A 24,684-nucleotide genomic window follows, 5' to 3' on the forward strand; every position below is an offset into this window, starting at 1 on the left:
TTAATGGTTCTAGCGCCTGTACGTTAACTTTGATACAAATTAACTACCATGAATATTCCTGAAACTAACCAACCGCGCATCGTTATTATTGGTGGGGGGTTTGGAGGTATGAACCTGATCAAAAAACTTAAAAAAACAGATTATCAAGTAGTTTTACTAGACAAGCGAAATTTCCACACCTTTCAGCCTTTATTGTACCAAGTATCTACTTCTGGGCTCGAGCCAGAATCTATAGCATACCCTCTCAGGAAAATCATCAGGAAACAAAAAAATATGCATTTCAGATTGGCTGAAGTGCATCGTATAGATACCCAACTGCAAAAAGTACGTACTGATATTGGCGACTTGCACTATGATCATCTGGTGATCGCCACAGGTACGCGCACTAATTTCTTCGGAAATAAAACTATTGAAGAAAATGCGATCTGGATGAAAAGTCTTCCGCAGGCTTTAAACATTCGCAGTCTGATGTTTGAGAATTTAGAGAAGGCCAACAGAACCGAAGATCCGGTAAAACGAAAAGAACTTTTACGTTTTGTAATCGCCGGAGCCGGCCCAACTGGGGTTGAGCTGAGTGGTGCCTTTGCCGAACTTCGCTCTAATGTCCTCCAAGCCGATTATCCTGATATGGATACTAGCGAGATTGAAATTCACCTGATTGAAGGTGCAGATCGCGTGTTGCCGCCATTTAGTAAGCAATCTTCAGAAAAAGCGCAGAAGTTTTTAGAGGAAATGGGGGTGACCATTCACTTAGAAACTTTTGTAGGCAATTATGAGAATAATCGTGTGACCACAAAAGGAGATTTGGTACTAGATACCGCAACATTTATTTGGTCTGCTGGTGTGACCGGTGCTTCTATCGAAGGTTTTGAAGAAACCGCTTTATTGCCAAAACTGAACCGCTATAAAGTAGACCGATACAACCGTGTCGCCGGTTTTCAAAATATATATGCCATTGGAGATATTGCTTTAATGGAAACCGAAGATTTCCCAAAAGGTCATCCGCAATTAGCGCAGCCCGCTATTCAACAGGGAAAGAATCTGGCGAAGAATTTTAAAAAGATGCTACGTAAAGAGGAGTTAGAACCCTTTAAATATTTTGATAAAGGCTCAATGGCGACCATAGGTAGAAACAAAGCCGTGGTCGATATGGGTAAAATTCACTTTGGAGGATTTCTCGCGTGGTTTATTTGGATGTTTATACACTTATGGTTTCTCGTGGGCTTTAGAAATAGGGTAGTGACCTTTTTCAACTGGACTTACAGTTATCTCAACTATGACAAAGCAGCCCGACTCATCGTGCGACCTTTTAAACAGAACAAGATCATCGCAGAAGAAGATTAACAAAAAAGGGATAGTTTTAACTGTCCCTTTTTTTATTGGCGCTGCCAAAGGCTTGCCCTGAGGTAGTTTATTCGATACTTGAAGTGAAATTTTGAATCTCCTTAAAATACTTACACAACGGATTGAAGAATTGCGCCACCATCGCCGTATGATTTTTATTCATAATCAGCAATTGTGCTTCGGGCTGAAACTCGAGAAGCTTTTTATGAAACAAATCGTTATAATAGTAAAGTGACGGAATGGTTTTAGTTCCTAACAACGTTAAAATGGGCGGCGTATTTTCATCCAAAAAATAATACGGCGAAGCGTTTTTCCATTCGTCAGGATTGGTCGTCCAGGTCACATTGTAATACTCTTCTTCACCAGGCGGATTTTCTTGTAAATAGGAATACATATCGAGTCCGGCTGCATCGTCGAGAATAATTCCTTTTATATAATCTGTATTTTCTAAATATTTTGTATTCATAGCTGCTAAAGCAGCCAGATGACCGCCTGCGGAATGCCCCATTAAAAAGATTCGGTTAGGATCGCCGCCGTATGCTTGGGCGTTCTCGTGCGTCCATTTTATAGCTTTGGCGATCTCTTGAGTCATCTGATCGTAATTAGCATACGGACTCAGCGTGTAACCGGGAATAACGGTGAGGTAATCTTTGCCTGCAAAATTACGCCCTAATACGGAGTAGGTGTTTTTATTTCCGCTGTTCCAGTTTCCACCGTGAACAAAAATCAGCACATCGTGAGCTACCAGGGAATCTTTAGGCTGAAAAATATTAAGCTCAGGAGCTTCTGCGGAAGCTTTATACGCTGTATCTAAATACTCAATGTTTTCTTTCTTCACCGAACCACAACTCACTAAAATGATACTGGCAACAAGAATAGAAAGTGATAATCGCATAGTTAAATTATGTAGTTGTAGTTAGGTCAACGTGCAAATAGTAGCTTTATTGGCGTCGTAAAGAGATAAGTTTTAAGCTTTATATTTCTCACGCATATAAGCCACAGATTCGGTAACCAGTTTTTTTAGAATCTCATGATCAATGTCTGCGAGTTTGTTGATGTAAAGGCACGAAGCCCCGGTTTTGTGCTTGCCCAGTTGTTCAAGCAATTCTGTATAGCGCTTAAAACCCGGCATAATATAAATTGAAAGATTCTGCTTACGCGGTGAAAATCCCGTGAGAAAAAAATCGCCTTCGCGGCCGCTGTCGTATTTATAATGATACGTGCCATAGCCGATTAAGCTATCGCCCCAAAGCACTGCCGGTTCCGGGAGAAGTTCGTTGAAAATAGAATAGAGCGCTAATGCATCTTTCTTGCGTTGCTCGTGTTGCACTGCATTGATATAATCCAATACCGAAGCATCTGTAGGTTGTGTTTTATTAGCCGACATCTTAGCAATTTTTATATTTATCGTGTAAGCCTTTGCCGTCAAGAATAAGTGGTGTGGCTTTTTCTAGTCTGGATCGTCTGGTTTTTTCTTGTTTGGCAGAAGCAATATGCTCGGCGTATTCTTTTTGTCTTCCCGGAGTAAGTGCTTTAAAAGCCTTTTCTAAATTTTGATTTTCTGAGAACGCTTGAGTGAGTTCTGTAGGTAAAACCACTTTTTTTACTGGCTTCGCGGCTTTTACTTCTAATCCTTTTTTCTGATTGCTAATCGCCTCGTTGAGGTAGTATAAAAGTTCGTCTTCTTTAATTTCTGAAGCATCGGTGTAGCGCAGCTGGCGCAAGGCTTTGGTTTTACCTTCCTGTGCATTGTGCAACCGCCCATATTTATCTTTTATTAGTGAGCCGTTAAAAAACCAAACCCCAAAATGATGTTTAAATTTTCCGATCCCTGCGACGTTTTTGCCGTCTATGGTGTACACAGGAGCACTCCATTTAAAGGTTTCAACAAGTTCTGTTTGCTTTACTATGGTTCTTAATGTTAAAATAGCATCTTTAAAAGGATGTTCCGTTTCAAAATAAGCCTCTATTTTACTGGGATTGCTCATACATTATTGGTTAAAAAAGTGCTTCAAGAAAGCACTGAAATATTAACTATAAATTTAACTAAAATCCACCGAACACTTTGTAAAACATATGAAATTTCGGCATACATTAGTACTATAAAATGAGTCAAACAATGGCACAAAACAAGTCATCTAAAAAGGCTGCTCCAGCTAAACAGGCTACAAAACCTGCTGCTGTTAAGCCGGTGAAGACTGCTTCTAAAAAGAAGTAATCTTTAATATCTAAGGGCATCCAGGATGCAGCCGATATAACAATATCCAGCAATGGAAAGAACGCCACTTAAAACGTGGCGTTTTTTTTTGCTGCTTAGAAAATGAATGTTTCAAAACGTTTATTCTACATCGGGTAGGGTAGAACCCTTAAGGGCACCAATAATGCCTAAAACAGAAAGTAAAACAATTACGCCTTCAACAGAGATCAGCGAAGCAAGAGCACTCAAACCTCCAGTTATTAGTAGTATGATTCCGATGAGCGTATTGCTTACCGCAACATAATCGGTACGACGGTTACCTTCTGCCATATCCACGATATAGGTCTTACGGCCCAGGCGCACTCCTTGATGGGCAATTCCCAAGACAAAAAGCGCCAAAGGATACAAGCAAACCTGATCGCGTAAACCGGGGACCAATTGAATTAATCCAACTACGATGAGTCCTAAACCTGCAGTAAGCATCGCGGCATAAGTCATTACTTTTTTACTGGATTTATCTGCCATTTTACCCCAAGCCGGCGCACTAATGATAGAAGCGACTCCATTAGCAATAATGAATAATCCCAATAAATAGGCTTCTTTACCTACATAGTGTTGTGCTAGTAAAATGTAATAAGGGGCAGTCAAAGCAGAGCAAAGGAGTAGAGAACGAGTAATGATAAAATTTCTAAAAGGTTTGTCTTGCTTGAGTAAACTAAGCCGATTCCAGGCTTCTTTTAGACCGTTTTTACCTCCTTCGGTGGCACCGGGAAATTCTTTAATGTTCGCATAGATCAACGCAGCAATAAGCCATAAGGCTGAAGCAAAGAAAATGAGGTAGCTGTAAAATTCGATACCCACATCATCTTTAGATCGGTAAAGAATGAATAAGCCGGCTGCTAGGACTAGAATTCCGCTTACCGATGAGGTGTAACCTTTTAATTTTCCGCGTTTTTTCTTCGGAATTGTTTTTCCCAAAACATCCTTAAAAGCAATGGAGCACAAGCCACGAGCAAGACTAAACGCAATTAGGCATCCGATTATCAACCAACCGGCAATAATTCCTTCAAAAGATAAGGCGATCAACCCGATACCGGCAATAGCTAGAAATTGTAGAAACGAACCTAAGACCCAAACGTATTTGCGTACGGCACGTTTTCTTATGTAATGAGCAATAAACAATTGGGGCAACATCGACCCTGATTCTCGAATGGGAACAATAAAACTGATGAGCATCACAGGAGCATTCACATAACTCATAATCCACGTGAGTACCGTTTTAGGATTGCTCAAGGTGTCCCCCAGAGAGGTGAGCATATTACTTATAAGAATGAGGAAATAATTTTTTGGCGTTTCTCTACAAGATTCTTCATCGATCGCCTTGCAACTCCTCGCATCTTCTTCATCATTGAGGTAATCGTAGAGCTGCTCGAGATTGGTTTCTTTTTGCGCCATTGTTTATTCTTGAACAAGTGGTTTTAAAACAGGCCATACATTGGCGGCTACTAGTTTATGCCCTTCTTCGGTAGGATGAATACCATCGTTTTGGTTTAAGCTTGCGATACCTCCTACGTTTTGTAAAAGGAAAGGAATAAAAGCAATATTATTTTCTTCAGCTAACTGTGGAAACATATTTTTAAATTCGGTAGTGTATTCTGTGCCCAAATTAGGCGGAAGCTGCATCCCCGCAAGAACGATTTTTGCCTGTGGCGCTTCCGTTTTTACTTTATCAATCATCCATTGCAGATTTTCACGCGTCTCTGCCACCGAGACACCACGTAAACCATCATTAGCTCCTAATTCTAACACAAAAATATCTACATCTGGTTCCAGAACCCATTCTAACCTGTTTTTACCTCCGGCGGTAGTTTCGCCACTCAAACCGGCGTTGATCACATTATAGTCAAGTCCAAGACTGTCTAATTTCTCCTGAATCAAACCGGGAAATGCATTGTCTGGATCTTCCAGACCGTAACCGGCAGTCAGGCTGTCGCCAAAGAATAGAATACTGTTTGAAGTAGACTTTTGATCTTCTGCATTAGTGGTTTCAGAAGTACTTTGGGATTCTTTTTCTTCAGCATTGGTTGTGTTAGCATCTTTACAAGCAGCAAGGATCAAGAAAACAAAAAGGAGATAAAAGGGAATTCTATTTTTCAAGAGGGTAGATTTAAAAGGTAATTGATTATTTTAAACATTTATTGGCGCGCCTGAGGTTTTCACGTAAGCTTCGGACTAAAAAAGCGTCCAAAACGATTCTTCCAAGCAATACCCATTTATGGCATCTATTTTAGAAATCTCAAATTTAGCAAAAAGCTATACCAGTGGCTCAAAAACGCTCAAAGTACTTGACGATATTAACTTTAGTATAACAGAAAAAGAAACCTTTTCTATCGTTGGTCCGTCGGGAAGTGGTAAAACCACCTTACTTGGTTTATGTGCCGGTCTTGATAAACCAGATTCTGGAACAGTGACTTTAAATGGTGTCGAGCTCAGTAGTCTTACCGAAGATGAACGTGCCTTATTGCGCAATAAAGATGTTGGTTTTGTTTTTCAGGATTTTCAATTATTACCTACGCTTACCGCACTTGAGAATGTGGCGGTTCCTTTAGAGTTGCAAGGCGCTAAGCACGCAATGAAAAGAGCAGCCGAATTACTTACTAAAGTTGGTCTTGGAGATCGCGGTAATCATTACGCCTCGCAACTTTCAGGCGGAGAGCAGCAGCGGGTAGCGCTTGCACGTGCTTTTGCTAACGATCCTAAAATTTTATTCGCAGACGAACCCACTGGAAATCTGGATGCTGAAACCGGAGAGACAGTTGTTGATTTGCTTTTTGAACTGAATAAGGAGTTGGGGACCACTTTAGTTTTGGTCACACACGATATGGAACTCGCTCAGAAAACACAGAATATTCTCACCATTAAAGGAGGCCGAATTGCAAACCTTACAAAAGCAAGCGTATGAGCGGTATGAAAAGTTCTTTACGCTTAGGCTGGTTGAGAAAAATGGCGTGGCGCGACTTTAAGGCAAGTGCCGGGAAGCTGAGTCTTTTTATGGTTTCGATCATTTTAGGAGTTGCAGCCATTGTGTCGATTCAATCTTTTGGAGAAACTTTAAAGGATAATATTGCCTTACAGTCCAAAGCCTTAATGGGCGCCGATTTTAAAATCGACAGCGATCATCCACTAACCGAAGAAGCTCAAGCTATCGTAGATTCTCTAGGAGGAGCAGATGCTGAAGAAATTTCGTTTTCCTCGATGGCGCTGTTTCCAAAAAATCAAGCGACCAAATTGCTACAAGTGCGGGGAATCAGTAACGGATTTCCATTCTACGGAAAGTTGGAGACGCAACCAGAATCGGCTGCTGAAGATTTTCAAGAGAAGCAAGGTGCCTTGCTCGATGCTACAGTGATGCTTCAACTAAATGTAAAGGTTGGAGATACGATCAAAATCGGGGAGGTAAAACTGCCTGTTTTGGGTGGTGTTGAGGCACTTCCCGGAAGCAACGCTGTTTTTAGTGCGATCGCTCCGCCGGTGGTCATTCCGTATTCATTTATAGAAAAAACTGGTTTGGTTCAGTTGGGAAGCCGAATTGATTACGAGTTTTATTTTGAAGCACCTGATCAAGATATGGAACTTCTTGATCAAGCGATTGATAATCGGTTGGACGAGGCAGATGCCGACCTCGATACCCATACATCCACCAGTGAGAGGCTTGGTCGACGCTACGAAAACTTTGGGAAGTTCTTGAATTTAGTAGGTTTTATCGCCTTGCTTTTAGGATGCGTGGGCATTGCAAGTGCGACTACGATTTATATCAAAGATAAACTCAAATCGGTCGCTATTTTAAAATGTTTGGGAGCGAGCCGTAAGCAGGCATTTCTTATTTATTTGATCCAGATTGGTGTTTTAGGCCTCGTTGGTGGAGTTCTAGGAACCATCGCAGGTTTGTTGTTGCAGCAGTTATTTCCTATACTTTTAGAAGGATTATTACCGGTAGATGTTGCACTTAAATTATCTTGGCCGGTTATCTTTTTGGGAATCTTCATCGGAGCTTTTATGTCGGTTTTATTTGCGCTCTACCCATTGTTGAGCACGTTGCAGGTTTCTCCTTTACAAACTTTACGGGTTAGTGCTTCAGACAATCAGCAGTCGTCAAAAACGGCGATAGCAGTTTCATTGGCGATACTCACCTTTGTGTTTTTATTCGCGTTTTGGCTTTTAGAAGATTGGAAGTATGCCGCATCATTCTTAGGAGGAATTATCGTTGTTTTTAGTATTCTAGGCGGAATCGCACGCGCATTTATGCGTTTGCTCCGGAAGTATTTTCCCGAGAGCTGGAGTTTTACCTCACGGCAAAGCTTACGTAATTTGTTCCGGCCTCAGAATCAAACGGTGGTGTTGATTCTTGCGATAGGCGTTGGTTCGTTTTTGATAAGTACACTTTACTTTACTAAGGATATTCTGCTCGCTCAAGCCAATCTAGATAGTGAAGCCAATCAAGCCAATATGATCTTGCTCGACGTGCAAAAAGATCAAATGACTGAAGTTGCACAAACACTTTCTTCTAATGAATTGCCGCCGCTAGATCAGATTCCAATTGTGACGATGCGCGTGCAAAGCATTAATGGTCGTGATAATGCCGACTTAAAAAAAGACACGACCGTACACATAAATCGATGGATCTTAAACCACGAATTCAGAACAACCTATAGGGATTCTTTAATCGCTTCGGAAGTTTTACAAGCCGGAACATTTACAGGAACCTTTACCGAAGAAGCTGAGGTTGTTCCAATATCTGTAAGTGACAATTTTGCTGAAGATGCAAAAGTTGGAGTAGGAGACCGCGTGACCTTTAACGTACAAGGCCGACTCTTAGAAACCGAAATAGGAAGCATACGCACCGTAGATTGGAGTAGAATGCAACTGAATTTTTCAATTGTATTTCCTGCAGGTGTTTTAGAGCGTGCGCCACAATTTGGTGTGATCACCACACAGGTTCCTGATGCACAAGCTTCAGCAGCCATTCAGCAGAAATTAGTAAGAGCATTCCCTAACATTTCGATTCTTGATCTACGACAGGTGCTTAGCGTTGTTGAAGAGTTGCTTACTAAAATTAGTTACATCATCAACTTTATGGCGTTTTTCAGTATTCTTATTGGGATCATTGTTTTGCTAGGTGCGGTGCGTACGAGTAAATTTCAGTGGATACGAGAAAGTGTATTGCTGCGCACGATGGGAGCCAAGAGCAAGCAAATATTGCGCATTCAAGGTCTAGAATATTTGTACTTAGGACTTTTGGGAACGCTGTCTGGTATTTTGCTGTCGCTTTTGGGTAGTTTGCTACTAGCTTATTTTGCGTTTGATACAGCGTTTATTCCATCGGCAATTCCGTTTTTGGTTTTACTTCCGGGAATTACAGCGCTTGTTTTAGCGATTGGATTGAGCAACAGTCGCAGTGTGATTAAAAGTTCGCCACTAGAAGTGTTACGCAAAGAAGGTGTTTAGGCGTTAAATGTGTCTAATGCGCTTAAGTATCTAAACAGTAAGCCGCAACCTATTGCGATTCCAAAACTTAATAGGGTGCCTATAAGGACATATTCGGTGAGTCTTCGGTTTTTGCCTTCGGTTAAATCACCAAACCTGAATACTGATTTGGCTGTAATGAGAAATCCAATGGCAGACCAGGTGTTGAGTAAAATAAAGGTGAACACAAACAAGCGTTCAAGAATCCCAATTATCTTTCCGGCTCCCGCGAGCGAGGTGCTTTTTGCATTTTCTTTTTTTGAAGCAGGCTCAATAGCATCTTGCCACGGCTGAAGCGCAACACGCATAAGAATTCCGGCAACATAGGTCACAAAAAATAGTAAGGTGATGAGCAATAGAGATTGTGGCGATAGGATTTCAGTGAAATCGATGCTGTACGGCGTATAATAATAAAGTACGAGATTGAGCACCATAAGGTGTGCGATCTGGTCTGCGACAAATAGCTTGCGGCTGTTTTTTTTTGTTGTAAACTTTATTTTAAGCGCATCAATGGCGTAGTGCGTAAGAATGATGGTTGTAATGCCTAAAAAGTAAGCGGTGTCAAACTGGAGTAAAATCAATAAAGCAATCAGGTGAACACCTACGTGCGCAAGTAAGTATTTTGATTTCCAACCATGTTTCATTTTATGCTTAACCCACTTAGACGGCTGGAGCACAAAATCTCCTAAGATATGAGCCAGAACCAATTTTAGCGCAAGAACGATCATAAGGTCTCAATTTTTTTAGTGTAATACTGTAGCATTGAATAAATCTCGTCATAACCTGCACGAGAAAGCGCTTTACTTATGGCACTCTGAGCTTTATCAAGTTTCTGGCTCAATTCGGTTTGATTGAGCTGAGGTTCTTCTAGACGTGCTTTAACGATCTGCGCGGTAACCGGTGGCCATTGATCCATCGTAAGGCTTGCTAACGACAGCATAAGATTTAGCGTTTCATCCAGTTGCTCGTTGGCTGATTGAAGCACTAGCGTTCTATTCTTAATAGCGTCAAAAGCTGTTCCTGAATGTATAAAAGCACTGCCGTTTGCTAAGGTAATTTGATCTTTATCATAAGAGCATTCGCCTAAGCCTATCGCAATACGTACATCTAAAGCTGCATTAGATTTTATTACAGACTTGATATGGATAGCGGCTTCTAAAGCCAAAGCTGCATCCACAATCAATTGAAAACTATCACCACGGAAGATTTCCCAGGTTTTTGGACTTGAGCCATACCTGTTTAACACTTCAATAAGAACATCTTGCCAGCCCATAAAAGCTCTGGAATTTACAATATCTCCTGTAAGAACAGCTTTCATTTAAAATTATAGATTTTAGTATATAATGACAAATATAATCTATTTTGATTATAATTTAAAATATATACTAAAAAGGCTATAATTTGTATTATGCATTAATTAGTGTATAATGGTCTAAAAACCAACTGCGGTATCATCGCCTCTGCGATCAGCACCACCTTCTAATTTACCATTAGGAAGAACGAGAACTCCGTCTACTTTACCCAGAATTACACTATTCTCTTGACGTATTTCATATCCCTTATTACTTAAGGTGTCTAAAAGCTCTTTACCAAAAGCATCAGGCTCAAAAGTAACAACATCAGGAAGCCATTGGTGATGAAAGCGTGGCGCATCTACCGCTTCTTGCATTCCGTAGTCAAAAACCGCTACATTGAGAATAGTCTGCAGCACCGAAGTAATTATGGTTGATCCTCCAGGGGTACCTACCGTCATCCAGAGTTGCCCCTCTTTTTCTACAATAGTAGGAGTCATAGAACTCAACATTCGTTTTTGAGGCTCAATCTTATTTGCTTCAGCGCCTATAAGTCCGAACATATTCGGCACGCCGGGCTTTACGCTAAAGTCATCCATCTCATTATTTAAAAAGAAGCCCAATTCATCTGCATATAATTTTGAGCCGTAAGCGCCATTTAGGGTAGTGGTAAGGGCTACTGCATTACCGTATTGATCAATGAGGGAAAAATGTGTGGTTTCCATAGACTCGTATCCTGAGATCGCCCCGTGCTTTACTTCAGCAGAAGGCGTTGCTTTGTCAAAATCAAAAGATTGCATACGTCGCGTGGCATACGCCTCACTTGTTAGTGAATCAATAGGGATCTCATTAAAATCAGGATCACCTAAAAAGAAACTACGATCAGCATACGCTCGGCGTTCTGCTTCGGTTATAACTTGAATGCTTTTTGCTGAATTATGACCGAAAGATTTTAAATCATAAGGTTCGATCATTTTTAATATTTCGGCTAAACAGACTCCGCCACTTGATGGAGGAGGCATCCCGATCACCCGAAGATTTTTATAGTTTGAAATGATGGGTTCTCGCCATACCGCTTCATAATTTTTTAAATCGTCAAGGCTGATGATCCCGCCGTGTTTCTGTATAAAATCAACTAATTTTTGTGCGGTTTCCCCCTCATAAAATTCCTGTTTTCCGTTAGCAGCAATTCGTTTCAACGTTGAAGCTAACTGCGGATTTTTAATGCGATCACCTGCTTTAATTTTTATGGAATCACTTTCGCGAAATCCAATAGAATACAGTGTTTCTTTGCCGTTCACTTGATCAAAAACTGAAGCATAATTTTGAAAGCGCGCCAGTTGATTCTCGGTAATTTGATAACCCTTTTCAGCCAACTCGATCACAGGTTGAAGGATTTCTGCCATGGGCATTGAACCCAATTTCTCGTGAATGGCAAACATACCGGCGATGCTTCCGGGAACGCCTACCGCCAAAGGTCCCTGCCGACTTAAGGAATCTATTGCGTTACCTTCTTTATCAAGATACATATCGTGCGTTGCTGCCATAGGAGCCTTCTCGCGATAGTCAATACTGCCTACTTCACCATCAGCTTTGCGGTAGACCATAAATCCGCCACCGCCTAAACTTCCTGCAAACGGGTAAGCCACATTAAGTGCCATATCAACGGCAATCAACGCGTCAAAGGCATTTCCACCTTTTTGTAAAATTTCAGCTCCAATTCTAGATGCTTCTTCGCGTGCAGAAACCACCATGATACTATCTGCGATTTTCCCACGCTCAATGATGCGGGGTTTTGGTGTTTCTGTTTTACAGGCTGCTAAAATTAAGAAAAGGCTCAGCACTAAAAATCGAGAACAAAATGGGAGCTTCAAGGCGTTTTTTTGTTGCATAAAGTCAGGTATTTTTTAATCTAAATTGAATGTCAAGTTCTTTGATTCGATTGGAGCAAGATGCCCGAAGTTCTTCAAAAAATAGTGTGAATTCGTTTTCAAAGTCGTGATAATGTAACTGCAGATCTTCGACTGCGCGATCCATTCCACTTATGTTTTTCGTGCGTCTATTCATATTGTAAAGTACCGTCGCAATACCGCTGATTTCAGCATAACTCAACAGCCAGTTGTCAGCGATCATATGCGGTACCATACGCTGAATAGAAGGCGTAAGAATATCATAATGCTCATCAAGCAAATCATAAAAATCTTCAACATACTGAGGTAAAGGGATCTTATTATATTTTTTCCAGTTTTTTGCTAAAAAATGGTCGTAAAGAATATCTACAATAACCCCACTATAATGACTGTATTTGGGATGAAGTCTTTTTGTACTTTGTTTTACAATAGGATGTGCGTCTGTAAAACTATCAATACTGCGGTGTAGTAAAATTCCTTTTTGCAGCTGAGGCCTGTAGTTTTTGTATTGTTTTCCTTTTATGCCATCAGCCATAAAATTACCCAGCTTAATAAGCGTATCGTTGCCAGACAGGTATATGTGGGCTAAAAAATTCACAGGCTTAAATTACAAATTATCAAGATACAGAAGCGCCTCTAATGGCTATATTTGTCAGACCAGAAATTTTAAAACTACGAGCATTATAATTTTCAGTTTTTGAAAATAAGCTCAAAAAAATCAGAATACTTTATTTATGACCCTAATAAAATCAATATCAGGAATACGTGGTACCATTGGAGGAAAGCCTGAAGAAAATTTAACTCCTATAGACGCGGTGAAATTTGCTGCTGCTTACGGCACTTATATAAAAAAGCAACGCAATAAAGACACGTATAAAGTCGTGGTAGGTCGAGATGCGCGCCTGAGCGGAGAGATGTTGCAGCAATTGGTTATGCAAACCTTAGTAGGTTTGGGGATTGACGTGATAGATCTTGATCTTTCTACCACACCAACGGTAGAACTCGCGGTGCAATTAGAGCACGCTGATGGTGGAATTATCCTAACCGCATCTCACAATCCCAAACAGTGGAATGCATTAAAACTTCTGGATAAAAATGGTGAATTTCTCAATGCTGAAGCCGGTGCAGAGATCTTAAAAATTGCCGAAGATTCTGCGGTAACTTTTGCTGAAGTTGATGCTTTGGGGGCAATTCATAAAAATGATGCCTACATCGATATTCATATAGACGAAGTCTTGGATCTGGATTTGGTAGATGAAGATGCGATCAAAGCTGCTAACTTTAAGATTGTGGTTGACGGTGTAAATTCTACCGGAGGTATTGCAATCCCAATGCTTCTAGAACGTTTAGGGGTTTATGTTGAAAAATTATATTGTGAGCCTACCGGAAATTTTCCGCATAATCCTGAACCCTTAAAAGAGCATCTCACTGACATTTGTAAGTTGGTTCCGGAAGAAAATGCCGATTTAGGAATCGTGGTTGATCCTGATGTAGATCGACTTGCATTTATTGATGAAACCGGTGAAATGTTTGGCGAAGAATACACTCTAGTAGCTTGTGCAGATTATGTATTGAGTGAAAATCCCGGAGATACGGTTTCTAATTTGAGTTCGTCAAGAGCCTTAAGAGACATCACTCAAAAACACGGAGGAAACTATCACGCTGCAGCTGTAGGGGAAGTGAATGTGGTGACTAAAATGAAAGAGATAAATGCCGTGATTGGAGGAGAAGGTAACGGTGGAATAATCTATCCGGAGTCTCATTATGGCCGCGATGCACTTGTGGGTGTTGCTTTATTTCTAACGCACTTGGCGAAAAAGAAAATTAAAGTTAGTGAATTACGCGCGAGTTACCCGGCGTATTTTATGAGCAAAAAGAAAATTGAATTAACGCCCTCCCTAGATGTCGATGCTATTTTAAAGGAAATTGCGCAGCGCTATCAGAATGAGGATGTCAACACCATAGACGGAGTGAAAATTGATTTTGAAAACCACTGGGTTCATCTTAGAAAATCAAATACAGAGCCTATTATTCGTATTTACACGGAAGCACAAACCCAAACCGAAGCAGATCAAGTTGCAGATACAATGATCAGCGAAATTAAATCGATAGCGGGTATTTAAAACTAAAGGGCGTGTTTAAACCGCTTATGCGTCCATAAATAATATTCCGGATTTGCTTTGATCTGCGCTTCTAGCAATGCTGCAAATTCATCGGTAATTTGATAATCCGGTAGCGTGGTGGGATCTTCGGTAATAACTTTAAAAGAGGCTTTATAATAGCCTCTTTTTATTTTGTCTACCGCGAGATAGATGACCGGCATATCTTCAGATTTTGCCAGGCGCTCCACTCCGGTGAAAAAGGGCACGTTCTTTCCTAGAAAATCGGTGCAGTGATAGTTTTTGCGGGTTTTGGGTGATTGATCTGCGATAAACGCATATGTAGCCATTTTTCCGGCACGTTGTTGTTTTCTGATAATGAAAGTAGCTTCTTTATTCGCTAACAGCTTAGAATTCCATTTTTCTCTAATCTCATGAATAAGTTTATCAAAATACGGGTTTTTAATTCGTTTATAAATTCCGTATCCGCTGTGATCAAAATAGAATTGTAACGCCGTAAGCCATTCGTAACTGGCATAATGCCCCATCATAATTAAGGAGCTGCGTTGCTCTTTTACTAATTTTTCAACGATACTTAAGTCATCAAATTGAAAGCGCTCTTTGAGTTCTTCGGCAGAGATAGAGATAGATTTGATCATTTCTAAAAACATATCACACATATGTCTATAGAACTTCTTTTCGATGATTTTACGTTCAGCATCTGATTTTTCAGGAAATGCTGTCTTAAGATTGAAACGTACCGTTTTCTTTCGGTAACCTACCGCGTAGTATAAGATGAAAAAAATAACATCAGAAACTTTATAAAATAGCCAGAATGGAAGTTTAGAGATAATCCACAATAGAGGATAAACCAGCCAATAAAGAAGGCGTTGCATGTGCGTTTTGTTTTTATGGATAACTGCGCGTAAAAATTCTGAATCTATAAAGTCCTTTTTAGGTTTCTACTGTGCGTATACGACCTGCAACCTTTTCTAGGAATTAAAGATTTCCTTCTTACAAGCGTCTCAAGTACATTCCGCATTGTAGGTTATATCTACCTATAAACGGCATCACATGAAACGGCAGTTAGTGCACAAATATAGGTATATTTGAATCCAAAATTTGAGCTTTTATGGGCGATTTAAGTATAATTACTGCCATTGTAATTGGTGTCAATGTGTTGATCTCAATTAAAGGTTTTAACGATTATTCCTTTTTTGAAAAATATAAGTTTAATACGGGTGCGGTGCGTAGAGGCGAGCAGATACGTGTATTATCTTCAGGTTTTCTGCACGTGAGTACGTCGCATTTATTTTTTAATATGCTTACGCTCTATTTCTTTGCGCCTATAGTTATTTCGTTTTTAGGCAATTGGGAATTTGTGGTTATTTATCTCGGTAGTTTGATCTTGGGAAACTTACTTTCCTATTATTTTCATAAAGATGAATACCATTATACTGCGGTGGGAGCCAGTGGTGCCGTGTCAGGAATTTTGTATGCCGCGATCTTGCTCTATCCAGATATGAGTCTGTATATGTTTTTTATTCCTGTACCTATTCCGGCGTATATTTTTGGGATTGGCTATTTATTGTACTCTATTTATGGGATGCGGGCTAATAATGACAATATTGGTCACGATGCCCATTTTGGTGGCGCAGTAGGTGGTTATGTTATTACTTTGTTAATGGTGCCTGCTTTGTTTCAGGTTAATACCTTGATGGTAGGTTTATTAGCGATTCCTATTGTAATTTTATTTGTACTCAACAAGACAGGTCGGCTTTAATGGCACAGGACTTGCTTTTATTGAGGTAAATAAAAAACAACTATTATGAAATCTATTTTAATTCTAGCAATTACCGCAATGACCACTATGGCAAGCGCACAAGCTATTCAACCAACAGTTAACGTAACAGGAGAAGGGGAAGTAGTAGCAGTACCCGATGAAGTTACCATACGTATGGGAGTTCAAACCGAAGGAAAAGACGCAAAAACAGTCAAGGCTGAAAATGACACCAGCGTTGATAAGGTTTTAGATTATTTACTAAAGATGAACATTCCGCAGAATCAAGTGCAGACCGAATATGTAAATTTGAACAAAAACTACGATTACAATTCCAAAACCTATAATTATCGCGCAAGTCAGACTATTTCTGTAAAACTGAAAGATCTTTCTAACTACGATAAAATAATGGCAGGACTTTTAGCTTCGGGCATCAATACCATCAACGGTGTAGAATTTTCTTCTTCAAAAATGGAAGCTTACGAAGCCGAAGCGCGCAAGAAAGCTATCGCTAATGCTAAAGCTAAGGCACAGGAATATGCGCAAGTATTAGGACAAGGAATAGGTAAAGCGATCACGATCGCAGAATTAGGAACCAGCGTTCCTCAACCACAGCCAATGTATAAAATGGCAATGGCAGAATCAGCAGATAGTACGCAACGTACTTTAGCACCAGGAGAATTAACGATAACTTCAAGAATTCAGGTAAGTTTTATTCTTACCGAATAACAATATAGCATCGCTATAATCTAAAAGAGTTTAGGGCCTATAAATCACGTTTATAGGTCCTTCTTCGTTTATGCAGTTGATGATCGTACTTTTTCCAAAGCTGTTGAATTGCTTTGTTCTCTTCAAGTTCAGGATTGGTTTCCACTTCGGTAATACCGTTTGCAGTAAACAGATCTTGCATTGTTTGAAAAATCGCAGCGGTAACCCCTTTACCTTGATATTCGGGATCAATGCCAATTAAGTAAAAGGCAGCCGTATCGTTGTTATTTCTCGCGCGTAACAGATGAATAAAGCCAAAAGGCCACAGACTACCGTTAGCTTTTTTTAATGCTTTACTAAATGAAGGCATCGTGATCGCAAAAGCAATGAGTTTACCTTCAGCATTCTCAATACATTTAATGTAATGCGGATTGATGTATTTGATGTACTTATCCTTATAATGATCGATCTGATATTGTTGAATAGGTACAAAAGTGCTCAGATCGTTGTAGGTCTTATTGAGCAGCCCAAACATATCATCTACATAAGGTAGAATCTCTTTGCTATTTTTAAAGTGAATCAACTTAAGGTTGTAACGTTCTACAATGATTCGCGCAAATTTTTCAACCTTTTCGGGAGATTTTTCAGGGATTTGTATCTTATATTCAACCCATTCAGAAGCTTTCTCAAAATTCAGTTTTTCAAAATGTTCTTTGTAGTATGGGTAGTTATACCAAGTGATCATCGTATTGAGGTATTCAAAACCTTCGATGAGCATTCCGGCCTTTTCCATATTGCTAAAACCTACCGGACCTTCAATCCAGTTTAAGTTATTAGCGCGGCCAATTTCTTCTACTTGAGCAATGAGTGCTTTAGTTACTTCAAGGTCATCAATGGCGTCAAACCACCCAAAACGCATTTTAGGTTTACCTTGTTCATTGATCTCAATATGATTGATGATCGCTGCGATCCTACCAACCGGTTTGTTGTTTTTATAAGCTAAAAAGAAGCGGGCCTCGGCATTTTTAAAAACAGGATTCTTTTCAGGATCCATACTTTCAAGCTCGTCATTGACTAACGGAGGAACCCAGTTACTGTTCTTATCATAAAGTGAAAACGGAAACTTGACAAATTTTGTCAGTTCCTGTTTTGTTTTCATTTCTTTTATTGTAATCATTCTACTCTAATAATATAGCTTGTAAAGGTAACCGTATTTTTTATTTCTGCGGAAGCAATTCATCATGGCTATGAAAATCCAGTCGGTAAGACAATCCTAAACCCAATTGCTGGCGTTTAGGAGTCTCTTTAAAATTGATGAGTGCACTTACATCTACCTGAAGATCTTTAGTAATCAAATAAGCACCACCAAAGCGAAATAGGTCATCAGCATAAATGTCACTCATAATCACCTGAAACTCTGCAAAAGCTGCAATTTTAGAATTGAACGAATGCGTCATTGTGGTGATCCAGGCTTTGGTAGGAAAATCGGTTAAAAATTGATCATAAATAAAGTTATTGACCCAAACCCAACGGCCCCAGTTATGTTGTGTGATAGCGACGACTTTTGGAGTAAAACCCGCCTGACTACTAGGTAAAAAAGGGTTATCGTTCTCGTACACATAATTTGCGGCTGAGTAAATGGAAACTGCAGGAATTAGTGTACGCCACTTAAATGCACGATTGGCGTGGTAACTGTACAGATTAATTTTTTCTTCGTAATTCTTATAAGGGTCGTACAGCAGGTATTTTGCTCCTAGCGTAATAATGGGAAAACCACTATGGCTGTATGGTTCTGCAGCACCGGCTGTAGGAACGATATCTTCATATAAATAAGTTCCGCTGAAGTTAAATTCTAGTTGCTCACGAATAGCACCGTATCTCAACTGAAATTCCACCCCGATATTGTCAGTTTCTGTGTAGAGTAAATTGTGCGATTCTTTACCCATTGTCGCTCCTAATTCTGCCTGAAAAACGCCGCGGCCCACGGCAAAGGCTCCTTGAGATTGTCCCGGCCTGTTAGAATTTAGGGTTTCAGTGTATTGAGCTTTAGCTTGTTGAGCAAATGCGCACAACAACAGCGATAAACTAAAAATCAATTTATTCGGCATAGCACTGAATTTCATAAAACTGGAACTAAGGATTTTTTTGACCTGCAATCTGACAAACATAGTGTAAAAATAAGAGATAGCCTAAAGTTAACATACAACCCAACAGGCTAGGTTTTATTCTTTTTTTAAGGTGAAAACGTGTCGTAATGGTTAATTTTGTCGCAAATATTGTGCTGATGAAGTTTATTCAAACATTGCTTATCATCTTATTAATCTTCTTTGGATTGCGAATCCTTTTTAGATTTTTATCTCCTTATATAATGCGTTACTTGGCCAAAAAGGTAGGGGAGCGTTTTCAGAATATGGCCCAAGGTCGCGGCTATAAAGAACCTGCTGCTAAAAAAGAAGGAGAGACGGTTATAGACCGTGTTCCGCATCGTGACCAGACTTCAAATAAAACTGTGGGAGAATATATCGATTATGAAGAAATTGACTAATTTCCACGCTTTAGTATAGCTAATTTATATGACATTTTCCTTTAAAAAGATCGCGCCACACCTTGTTGTGGTTTTGATATTTATAATTACTGCATTACTTTATTTTAGTCCCGTGCTCTCCGGGAAAAAGATGTTTCAGAGTGACATTCAGCAATACCGCGGGATGGCTAAGGAACAAATGGATTTTAGAGCTGCTACCGGCGAAGAACCGTACTGGACAGATGCAGCTTTTGGCGGAATGCCTACGTATCAATTGGGAGCTAAATATCCGTATAACTGGATCAAAAGTTTAGATCTTAGCATCAGGTTTTTACCGCGACCTGCCGATTATTTATTTCTCTATTTTATAGGTTTTTACGTGCTGCTTCTTGTGCTTAAACTCGATTGGAAATATGCCGGTCTTGGAGCCTTAGCCTTTGGGTTTTCTAGTTATCTCATTATTATTTTAGGTGTTGGCCATAATGCAAAAGCCCACGCGATCGCCTATATGCCGCTGGTTTTGAGTGGAATCCTTCTTACGTTTAGAAAAAAGTATATCTGGGGTTTTATTCTCACTACGGTTGCAATGGCGTTAGAAATTGTCGCCAATCACGTGCAGATGACTTATTACCTAATGTTGTTGGTTCTTGTGCTTGGGGTTGCTTATTTAATAGACGCTTTCCGAAAAAATGAATTACCACATTTCTTTAAAAGTGTTGGGATTTTAGTTTTGGCTGTTGTGCTTGCTATTGGTACTAACGCTGCGAGTTTGATGGCAACTTCAGAGTATAGCGCGTTTAGTACACGTGGAAAAAGCGATCTGACCATCAATCCTGATGGAACACCTAAAACTGATGTTGGTGGTTTAGATAAAGCATACATCAATCAATACAGCTACGGGATTTCTGAAACTTTAGACCTTTTTATCGCCGGTCTCTATGGTGGTTCAAACTCTGAGCCGTATGATAAAGACAGTGCTTTTACAGAGTTTTTATTGCAACAAGGAGTTCCGCCTGCTCAGGTTGAATCTATTTTTGGGCAATTCGGGCTCTATTATTGGGGAAGTCAACCTGGAGTTTCAGGTCCGGCTTATCTCGGGGCTGTTGTAGTATTTTTATTTGTTTTAGGAATTTTTATGGTAAAAGGACGCCTGAAATGGTGGCTTTTAGGCGGAACGATACTCTCGCTGTTGTTAAGCTTCGGAAGTAACCTTTCTTGGTTTACTGATCTATGGATTGACTATTTTCCGCTCTATAATAAGTTTAGGGCTGTAACTTCAATACAGGTGATCGCTGAGCTTTGTGTACCTGTTCTTGCGGTTTTTGGCTTGTATAAAATTTTACAGAAAACCGAAGCAAAAGAAGAAAAGCTCAAAGCTTTAAAATGGACCACGGGAATTACCGGAGGACTATCTCTGATCATTCTATTATTCAACGGAAGTCTATTTTCTTTTGCCGGCGGCAATGATGCATATTACATTCAGAATTTTGGAATGGATTTTATAAGTGCCGTTAAAGAAGACCGAAAATCACTTCTGGTAAACGACACGCTCAAAACGCTGATTTTAGTACTGATCGCGGCCGGGTTAATTTGGTTTTACATCAAACAAAAAGTATCTGAAATTCAAGTGATTTTAGTTATGGCAATTTTGATTGTTTTTGATTTGGTACAAGTAGATCGCCGTTATGTGAATACCGAAAACTTTATGGCTGCACGATTGGTAGAGCAGCCTTTTCAAGCTTCTGAAGTAGATAAGCAGATTTTGCAAGACACTTCGCGGTATCGTGTTTTTGAACAACGCATCGGTTTAAATGGAGCGCGTACAAGTTATTTTCATAATTCAATAGGAGGTTATCACGGTGCAAAACCTGCACGCTTGCAGGAATTGGCAGAGTTTTATTTGTATCAAGGAAACATACAGCCATTGAATTTGCTTAACGTGAAATACATAATCTCGCAAGATGAAGAGGGCGCTGAGCAAGTGCAGCAAAACCCGCAGGCAAATGGAAATGTTTGGTTTGTACAAAATGTTAAGGTTGTGCCTGATGCCGATGCAGAAATTTTAGCTCTCGATAGTTTAAATACGTTGCAGACGGCTGTGATTCAAGAGCGCTATGCAAATGAACTATCACGGAATATTTTTCCTCAAGACAGTACAGATAACATTTCACTTGTGGAGCATCAGCCTAACTATTTAAAATACCAATCTAGCGCTCAAGAAGCAAAATTGGCTGTGTTTAGTGAGGTGTATTATCCTGACGGTTGGAATGTTTACATAGATGGTGAACCTTCAACCTATTTTAAGGCAGACTATATTTTGCGAGCGATGATGGTTCCTGAAGGTGAGCATACCATCGAGTTTAAATTTGAACCTCAAGTGGTAAAGACCGGAAGTACAATTAGTTTGGCTAGTAATATCTTGCTCCTATTGATCATTTTTGGTGGGGTCTTTTTTACCTACCGAAAGTTGAATAGCGCTAAAACGGAGTAAGTAACAGTAAGTTTCTAAATTATTTTTGTGAAAAAAGCGTTGATCATATGCTATTATTGGCCTCCTGCCGGAGGACCTGGTGTACAGCGCTGGCTGAAATTTGTTAAGTACTTGCGGGGATTTGGAGTTGAGCCCGTAGTTTATATTCCAGAAAATCCAGATTATCCCATTCTGGATGAAAGTTTAGTCAATGAAATTCCGGAGGATGTAACCATTCTCAAACATCCTATTTGGGAGCCTTATAAAATGGCTCAATTTTTCTCAAAGAAAAACACAAAGCAGATCAGTTCCGGGATAATAAAAGAGGAAAGCAAACAGAGTCTAGTACAAAAACTCATGCTGTTCATTCGTGGTAACCTTTTCATTCCTGATGCGCGTAAATTTTGGGTAAAACCATCGGTTGCGTTTTTAAATTCTTATTTAAAGGAACACCCCGTAGATTGCATAATTACAACAGGTCCGCCGCACAGCTTGCATCTTGTAGGAAGGGATCTTAAGAAACTTCATAATCTACCTTGGATCGCCGACTTTAGAGATCCATGGACGAGTATTGGCTATCATAAAAAGTTGCGATTAACTAAATTCGCTCAGCGAAAGCATGCTGATCTCGAGTTTCAGATCTTAAATGAAGCCACTCAAATTTTGGTAACAAGTCCCACAACAAAAAGTGATTTTGAGAAAACTACAAATACTCCTGTAACGTGCATTACCAATGGCTTTGACGATGAAAAAGTTATGCAGCCAGAATTAGATTCTGCATTTTCATTGGCTCATATTGGTTCGCTGTTAGAAGATCGAAACCCTAAGATCTTGTGGGAAATTCTTTCAGAATTAAAGACTGAAATACCAACTTTTGGCAAGGATTTAAAAATAGAACTGATTGGCCGAGTAGGTGAATCGGTGAAACAAACCATTATTGCCGAAGGCTTAGCGGATAATCTAACGATTCCGGGGTATGTCACGCATCAAGAAGCTTTAATAAAACAACGTAGCGCACAAATTTTATTGCTTCTAGAAATTGATTCTATAGAAACGCAAGCGATTATTCCGGGTAAGCTGTTTGAATATTTAGCAGCACGAAGACCTATATTAGCTATTGGTCCTGTAAATTCAGATATAACATCAATTTTAGAAAAAGCTGATGGCGGAATTTATTTTACATACCTTGAGAAACAACGATTAAAAGCATTTATTCTCACAAAATATGAGGAGTATAAAAATGGTGGTATTTCGCAAACTAACGGTAATTTAGAGCAATTCACGCGTAAATCATTGACCGCTAAGCTAGCCGAATTAATCCACACCTTGTAATGGGAATAGTTGCATCGCAATCCTTTAAAAACCTAGTTACAACCTATATAGGTTTTGGTATAGGTGCGCTCAATACGCTGGTGTTATATGTACAGTTTTTTGATGCTGAATATTATGGCCTTGTGGGATTTTTACTTAGCGCTTCTACCTTAGCAATGCCATTTGTAGCGCTCGGCGTTCAGAATACACTCATTAAATTTTACTCTTCTTACAGTGGTAGGAAGCAAGATGATTTTTTGAGTTTTATGCTTATGCTTCCTTTACTTATAATCCTTCCGGCTTCGATTTTAGTGTATTGTTTTTACGGCGAGCTGGTAGATTTTTTAGCTTCAAAAAATGATATTGTTCGGCCATATGCTTATTTGATTGCAATCATCGCCTTTTCAATGGCATACTTTGAGATCAGTTATGCTTGGGCTAAAACACAATTACAAAGTGTTTTTGGAAATGTGATGAATGAAGTATTTCATCGCTTTTGCATTATGCTCTTACTTGTAGGTTTTGCGCTTAAATGGTTTAGCACAGAAGGATTCTTGTATGGTGTTGCAGTTATTTATGCGCTGCGAATGCTTGTGATGATGCTTTACGCATTTAGATTGCGCGCGCCTCGTTTTAGAATTGCAATTCCCGCAGAATGGTTGTCTATTTTAAAATATAGTATCCTGATCATCATTGCCGGTTCTGTAGCGGTTATGATTTTAGAGATTGATATGTTTATGTTAGGTAAATTGATTCCTATTCAAAACGTAGCCTATTATTCCGTAGGAATTTACATTGCCGCCGTTATTGCAGTACCTGCAAGAGCAATGCATCAAATTATGTATCCGCTTACCGCGACTTATATTAATGCACAGCGTTATCTTGAACTTAGGGATTTGTATAAAAAAAGCTCCATAACACTTTATGCCGTTTCCGGACTCATTTTTTTGCTCATTGTTTGTAACATAAACACTTTGTACTTGATGCTTGATCCGGCGTATAGTAAAGGCTTATATGTGGTATTGCTTATTGCGCTGGCTAAATTGATAGATAACGTAATGGGTAATAATAATGCTATTTTATACAACAGTGATTATTACCGATTGGTTTTAGTATTAGGAATTGTTTTAGTCGTGATAGCTGTAGTACTCAATCTGATTTTTATACCCATTTTGGGAATTAGCGGAGCAGCAATAGCAACCTTTGTGGCTTCGGTGGTTTATGCACTTTCTAAGATTTACGTGGTACAGAAGAAATTTAAAATGCATCCTTTTACTACTGAATCATTGTATTTAACAATGGTACTTATATTGTTGGGCTTAGGATTTTACTTTTGGGATTTTAAGTGGAATCCGGTATTGGCAATAGGAGGGAAATCGGTTATATTAGGTCTGATTTATTTAACCCTAATTTATCGACTTAAAATTTCTACTGAGATAAATCACTGGATTAACACCTATCTATTAACGAGAAAATCCCGATCTGAATAAATCAGATACGGGACCTTCCAACTAACCAACCAAAAA

General features: G+C 39.5%; 23 protein-coding genes. 10 read left to right on the top strand and 13 right to left on the bottom strand.

What is annotated here, in order from left to right:
• Window positions 1-48: 48 nt before the first annotated feature.
• On the top strand, window positions 49-1,344 hold the full coding sequence (locus LDL79_RS15040; RefSeq protein ID WP_072979178.1) for an NAD(P)/FAD-dependent oxidoreductase: 1,296 nt from the start codon (window positions 49-51) through the stop codon (window positions 1,342-1,344).
• Window positions 1,345-1,411: 67 nt separating this feature from the next.
• Here the strand turns inward: LDL79_RS15040 and LDL79_RS15045 are convergent, their stop codons facing one another.
• From LDL79_RS15045 to LDL79_RS15070, 6 genes are all read right to left on the bottom strand, one after another.
• The gene (locus tag LDL79_RS15045) at window positions 1,412-2,239 is read right to left on the bottom strand and encodes an alpha/beta hydrolase (RefSeq protein WP_225598304.1); all 828 of its coding nucleotides are present in this window, start codon (window positions 2,237-2,239) and stop codon (window positions 1,412-1,414) included.
• Window positions 2,240-2,311: 72 nt separating this feature from the next.
• Window positions 2,312-2,731 (bottom strand): DUF1801 domain-containing protein, encoded by a 420-nt coding sequence (locus LDL79_RS15050; protein ID WP_225598305.1) that lies wholly within the window; start codon window positions 2,729-2,731, stop codon window positions 2,312-2,314.
• A gap of 1 nt (window position 2,732) precedes the next feature.
• Window positions 2,733-3,332 carry a YdeI/OmpD-associated family protein gene (locus LDL79_RS15055; RefSeq protein WP_072979172.1) on the bottom strand — a complete coding sequence of 200 codons (600 nt, stop codon included), beginning with the start codon at window positions 3,330-3,332 and terminating at the stop codon, window positions 2,733-2,735.
• A gap of 124 nt (window positions 3,333-3,456) precedes the next feature.
• Window positions 3,457-3,630 (bottom strand): hypothetical protein, encoded by a 174-nt coding sequence (locus LDL79_RS15060; RefSeq protein ID WP_164916939.1) that lies wholly within the window; start codon window positions 3,628-3,630, stop codon window positions 3,457-3,459.
• A gap of 52 nt (window positions 3,631-3,682) precedes the next feature.
• Window positions 3,683-4,996 carry an MFS transporter gene (locus LDL79_RS15065; protein ID WP_225598306.1) on the bottom strand — a complete coding sequence of 438 codons (1,314 nt, stop codon included), beginning with the start codon at window positions 4,994-4,996 and terminating at the stop codon, window positions 3,683-3,685.
• 3 nt (window positions 4,997-4,999) lie between these two features.
• Window positions 5,000-5,698, bottom strand: coding sequence for an arylesterase (locus LDL79_RS15070; protein WP_225598307.1), 699 nt, complete (start codon window positions 5,696-5,698; stop codon window positions 5,000-5,002).
• A 118-nt stretch (window positions 5,699-5,816) separates the two neighbouring features.
• Between LDL79_RS15070 and LDL79_RS15075 the strand changes: the two genes are divergently transcribed.
• Both LDL79_RS15075 and LDL79_RS15080 read left to right on the top strand, forming a co-directional pair.
• Window positions 5,817-6,503 (top strand): ABC transporter ATP-binding protein, encoded by a 687-nt coding sequence (locus tag LDL79_RS15075; protein WP_225598308.1) that lies wholly within the window; start codon window positions 5,817-5,819, stop codon window positions 6,501-6,503.
• Window positions 6,500-9,046 (top strand): ABC transporter permease, encoded by a 2,547-nt coding sequence (locus LDL79_RS15080; protein WP_225598309.1) that lies wholly within the window; start codon window positions 6,500-6,502, stop codon window positions 9,044-9,046. The genes LDL79_RS15075 and LDL79_RS15080 overlap by 4 nt, the downstream gene beginning before the upstream one ends.
• Here LDL79_RS15080 and LDL79_RS15085 read toward each other — a convergent pair.
• From LDL79_RS15085 to LDL79_RS15100, 4 genes are all read right to left on the bottom strand, one after another.
• Window positions 9,043-9,792, bottom strand: a complete 750-nt coding sequence (locus LDL79_RS15085; protein WP_225598310.1) for a DUF3307 domain-containing protein — start codon at window positions 9,790-9,792, stop codon at window positions 9,043-9,045. The genes LDL79_RS15080 and LDL79_RS15085 overlap by 4 nt on opposite strands.
• Window positions 9,789-10,382 (bottom strand): SatD family protein, encoded by a 594-nt coding sequence (locus tag LDL79_RS15090; protein WP_225598311.1) that lies wholly within the window; start codon window positions 10,380-10,382, stop codon window positions 9,789-9,791. The genes LDL79_RS15085 and LDL79_RS15090 overlap by 4 nt, the downstream gene beginning before the upstream one ends.
• 114 nt (window positions 10,383-10,496) lie before the next feature.
• Window positions 10,497-12,248 carry a gamma-glutamyltransferase gene (gene ggt, locus LDL79_RS15095; RefSeq protein WP_225598312.1) on the bottom strand — a complete coding sequence of 584 codons (1,752 nt, stop codon included), beginning with the start codon at window positions 12,246-12,248 and terminating at the stop codon, window positions 10,497-10,499.
• A 4-nt stretch (window positions 12,249-12,252) separates the two neighbouring features.
• Entirely contained in the window at window positions 12,253-12,864 is a 612-nt protein-coding gene (locus LDL79_RS15100; RefSeq protein ID WP_225598313.1) for an acyl carrier protein phosphodiesterase, read from the bottom strand.
• A gap of 136 nt (window positions 12,865-13,000) precedes the next feature.
• On the opposite strand from LDL79_RS15100, the gene glmM reads away from it, so the two are divergent.
• On the top strand, window positions 13,001-14,389 hold the full coding sequence (glmM, locus tag LDL79_RS15105) for a phosphoglucosamine mutase (RefSeq protein WP_225598314.1): 1,389 nt from the start codon (window positions 13,001-13,003) through the stop codon (window positions 14,387-14,389).
• 2 nt (window positions 14,390-14,391) lie between these two features.
• Here glmM and LDL79_RS15110 read toward each other — a convergent pair whose 3' ends face one another.
• Window positions 14,392-15,261, bottom strand: a complete 870-nt coding sequence (locus LDL79_RS15110) for a lysophospholipid acyltransferase family protein (protein WP_225598315.1) — start codon at window positions 15,259-15,261, stop codon at window positions 14,392-14,394.
• Between the two features lie 236 nt (window positions 15,262-15,497).
• On the opposite strand from LDL79_RS15110, the gene LDL79_RS15115 reads away from it, so the two are divergent.
• Together LDL79_RS15115 and LDL79_RS15120 are read left to right on the top strand one after the other, a co-directional pair.
• Window positions 15,498-16,148 carry a rhomboid family intramembrane serine protease gene (locus LDL79_RS15115; protein WP_225598316.1) on the top strand — a complete coding sequence of 217 codons (651 nt, stop codon included), beginning with the start codon at window positions 15,498-15,500 and terminating at the stop codon, window positions 16,146-16,148.
• Window positions 16,149-16,193: 45 nt separating this feature from the next.
• Window positions 16,194-16,874, top strand: coding sequence for an SIMPL domain-containing protein (locus tag LDL79_RS15120; protein WP_225598317.1), 681 nt, complete (start codon window positions 16,194-16,196; stop codon window positions 16,872-16,874).
• Window positions 16,875-16,911: 37 nt separating this feature from the next.
• Here LDL79_RS15120 and LDL79_RS15125 read toward each other — a convergent pair whose 3' ends face one another.
• Window positions 16,912-18,030, bottom strand: a complete 1,119-nt coding sequence (locus LDL79_RS15125) for a GNAT family N-acetyltransferase (protein ID WP_072979148.1) — start codon at window positions 18,028-18,030, stop codon at window positions 16,912-16,914.
• A 40-nt stretch (window positions 18,031-18,070) separates the two neighbouring features.
• The gene (locus LDL79_RS15130; RefSeq protein WP_225598318.1) at window positions 18,071-18,961 is read right to left on the bottom strand and encodes a transporter; all 891 of its coding nucleotides are present in this window, start codon (window positions 18,959-18,961) and stop codon (window positions 18,071-18,073) included.
• 176 nt (window positions 18,962-19,137) lie between these two features.
• Between LDL79_RS15130 and LDL79_RS15135 the strand changes: the two genes are divergently transcribed.
• Genes LDL79_RS15135 through LDL79_RS15150 form a run of 4 tightly spaced genes read left to right on the top strand, consistent with a single transcriptional unit; the run spans window position 19,138 to window position 24,648 of the window.
• The gene (locus LDL79_RS15135) at window positions 19,138-19,398 is read left to right on the top strand and encodes a DUF4834 family protein (protein ID WP_225598319.1); all 261 of its coding nucleotides are present in this window, start codon (window positions 19,138-19,140) and stop codon (window positions 19,396-19,398) included.
• A gap of 28 nt (window positions 19,399-19,426) precedes the next feature.
• Window positions 19,427-21,868 carry a YfhO family protein gene (locus tag LDL79_RS15140; RefSeq protein WP_225598320.1) on the top strand — a complete coding sequence of 814 codons (2,442 nt, stop codon included), beginning with the start codon at window positions 19,427-19,429 and terminating at the stop codon, window positions 21,866-21,868.
• 27 nt (window positions 21,869-21,895) lie between these two features.
• Window positions 21,896-23,179 (top strand): glycosyltransferase family 4 protein, encoded by a 1,284-nt coding sequence (locus LDL79_RS15145; RefSeq protein ID WP_225598321.1) that lies wholly within the window; start codon window positions 21,896-21,898, stop codon window positions 23,177-23,179.
• The gene (locus LDL79_RS15150) at window positions 23,179-24,648 is read left to right on the top strand and encodes a lipopolysaccharide biosynthesis protein (RefSeq protein ID WP_225598322.1); all 1,470 of its coding nucleotides are present in this window, start codon (window positions 23,179-23,181) and stop codon (window positions 24,646-24,648) included. The genes LDL79_RS15145 and LDL79_RS15150 overlap by 1 nt, the downstream gene beginning before the upstream one ends.
• The last annotated feature ends 36 nt before the right edge of the window (window positions 24,649-24,684 follow it).

Source organism: Leeuwenhoekiella palythoae (assembly GCF_020310025.1).
In the GTDB taxonomy this organism is placed as follows: domain Bacteria; phylum Bacteroidota; class Bacteroidia; order Flavobacteriales; family Flavobacteriaceae; genus Leeuwenhoekiella; species Leeuwenhoekiella palythoae.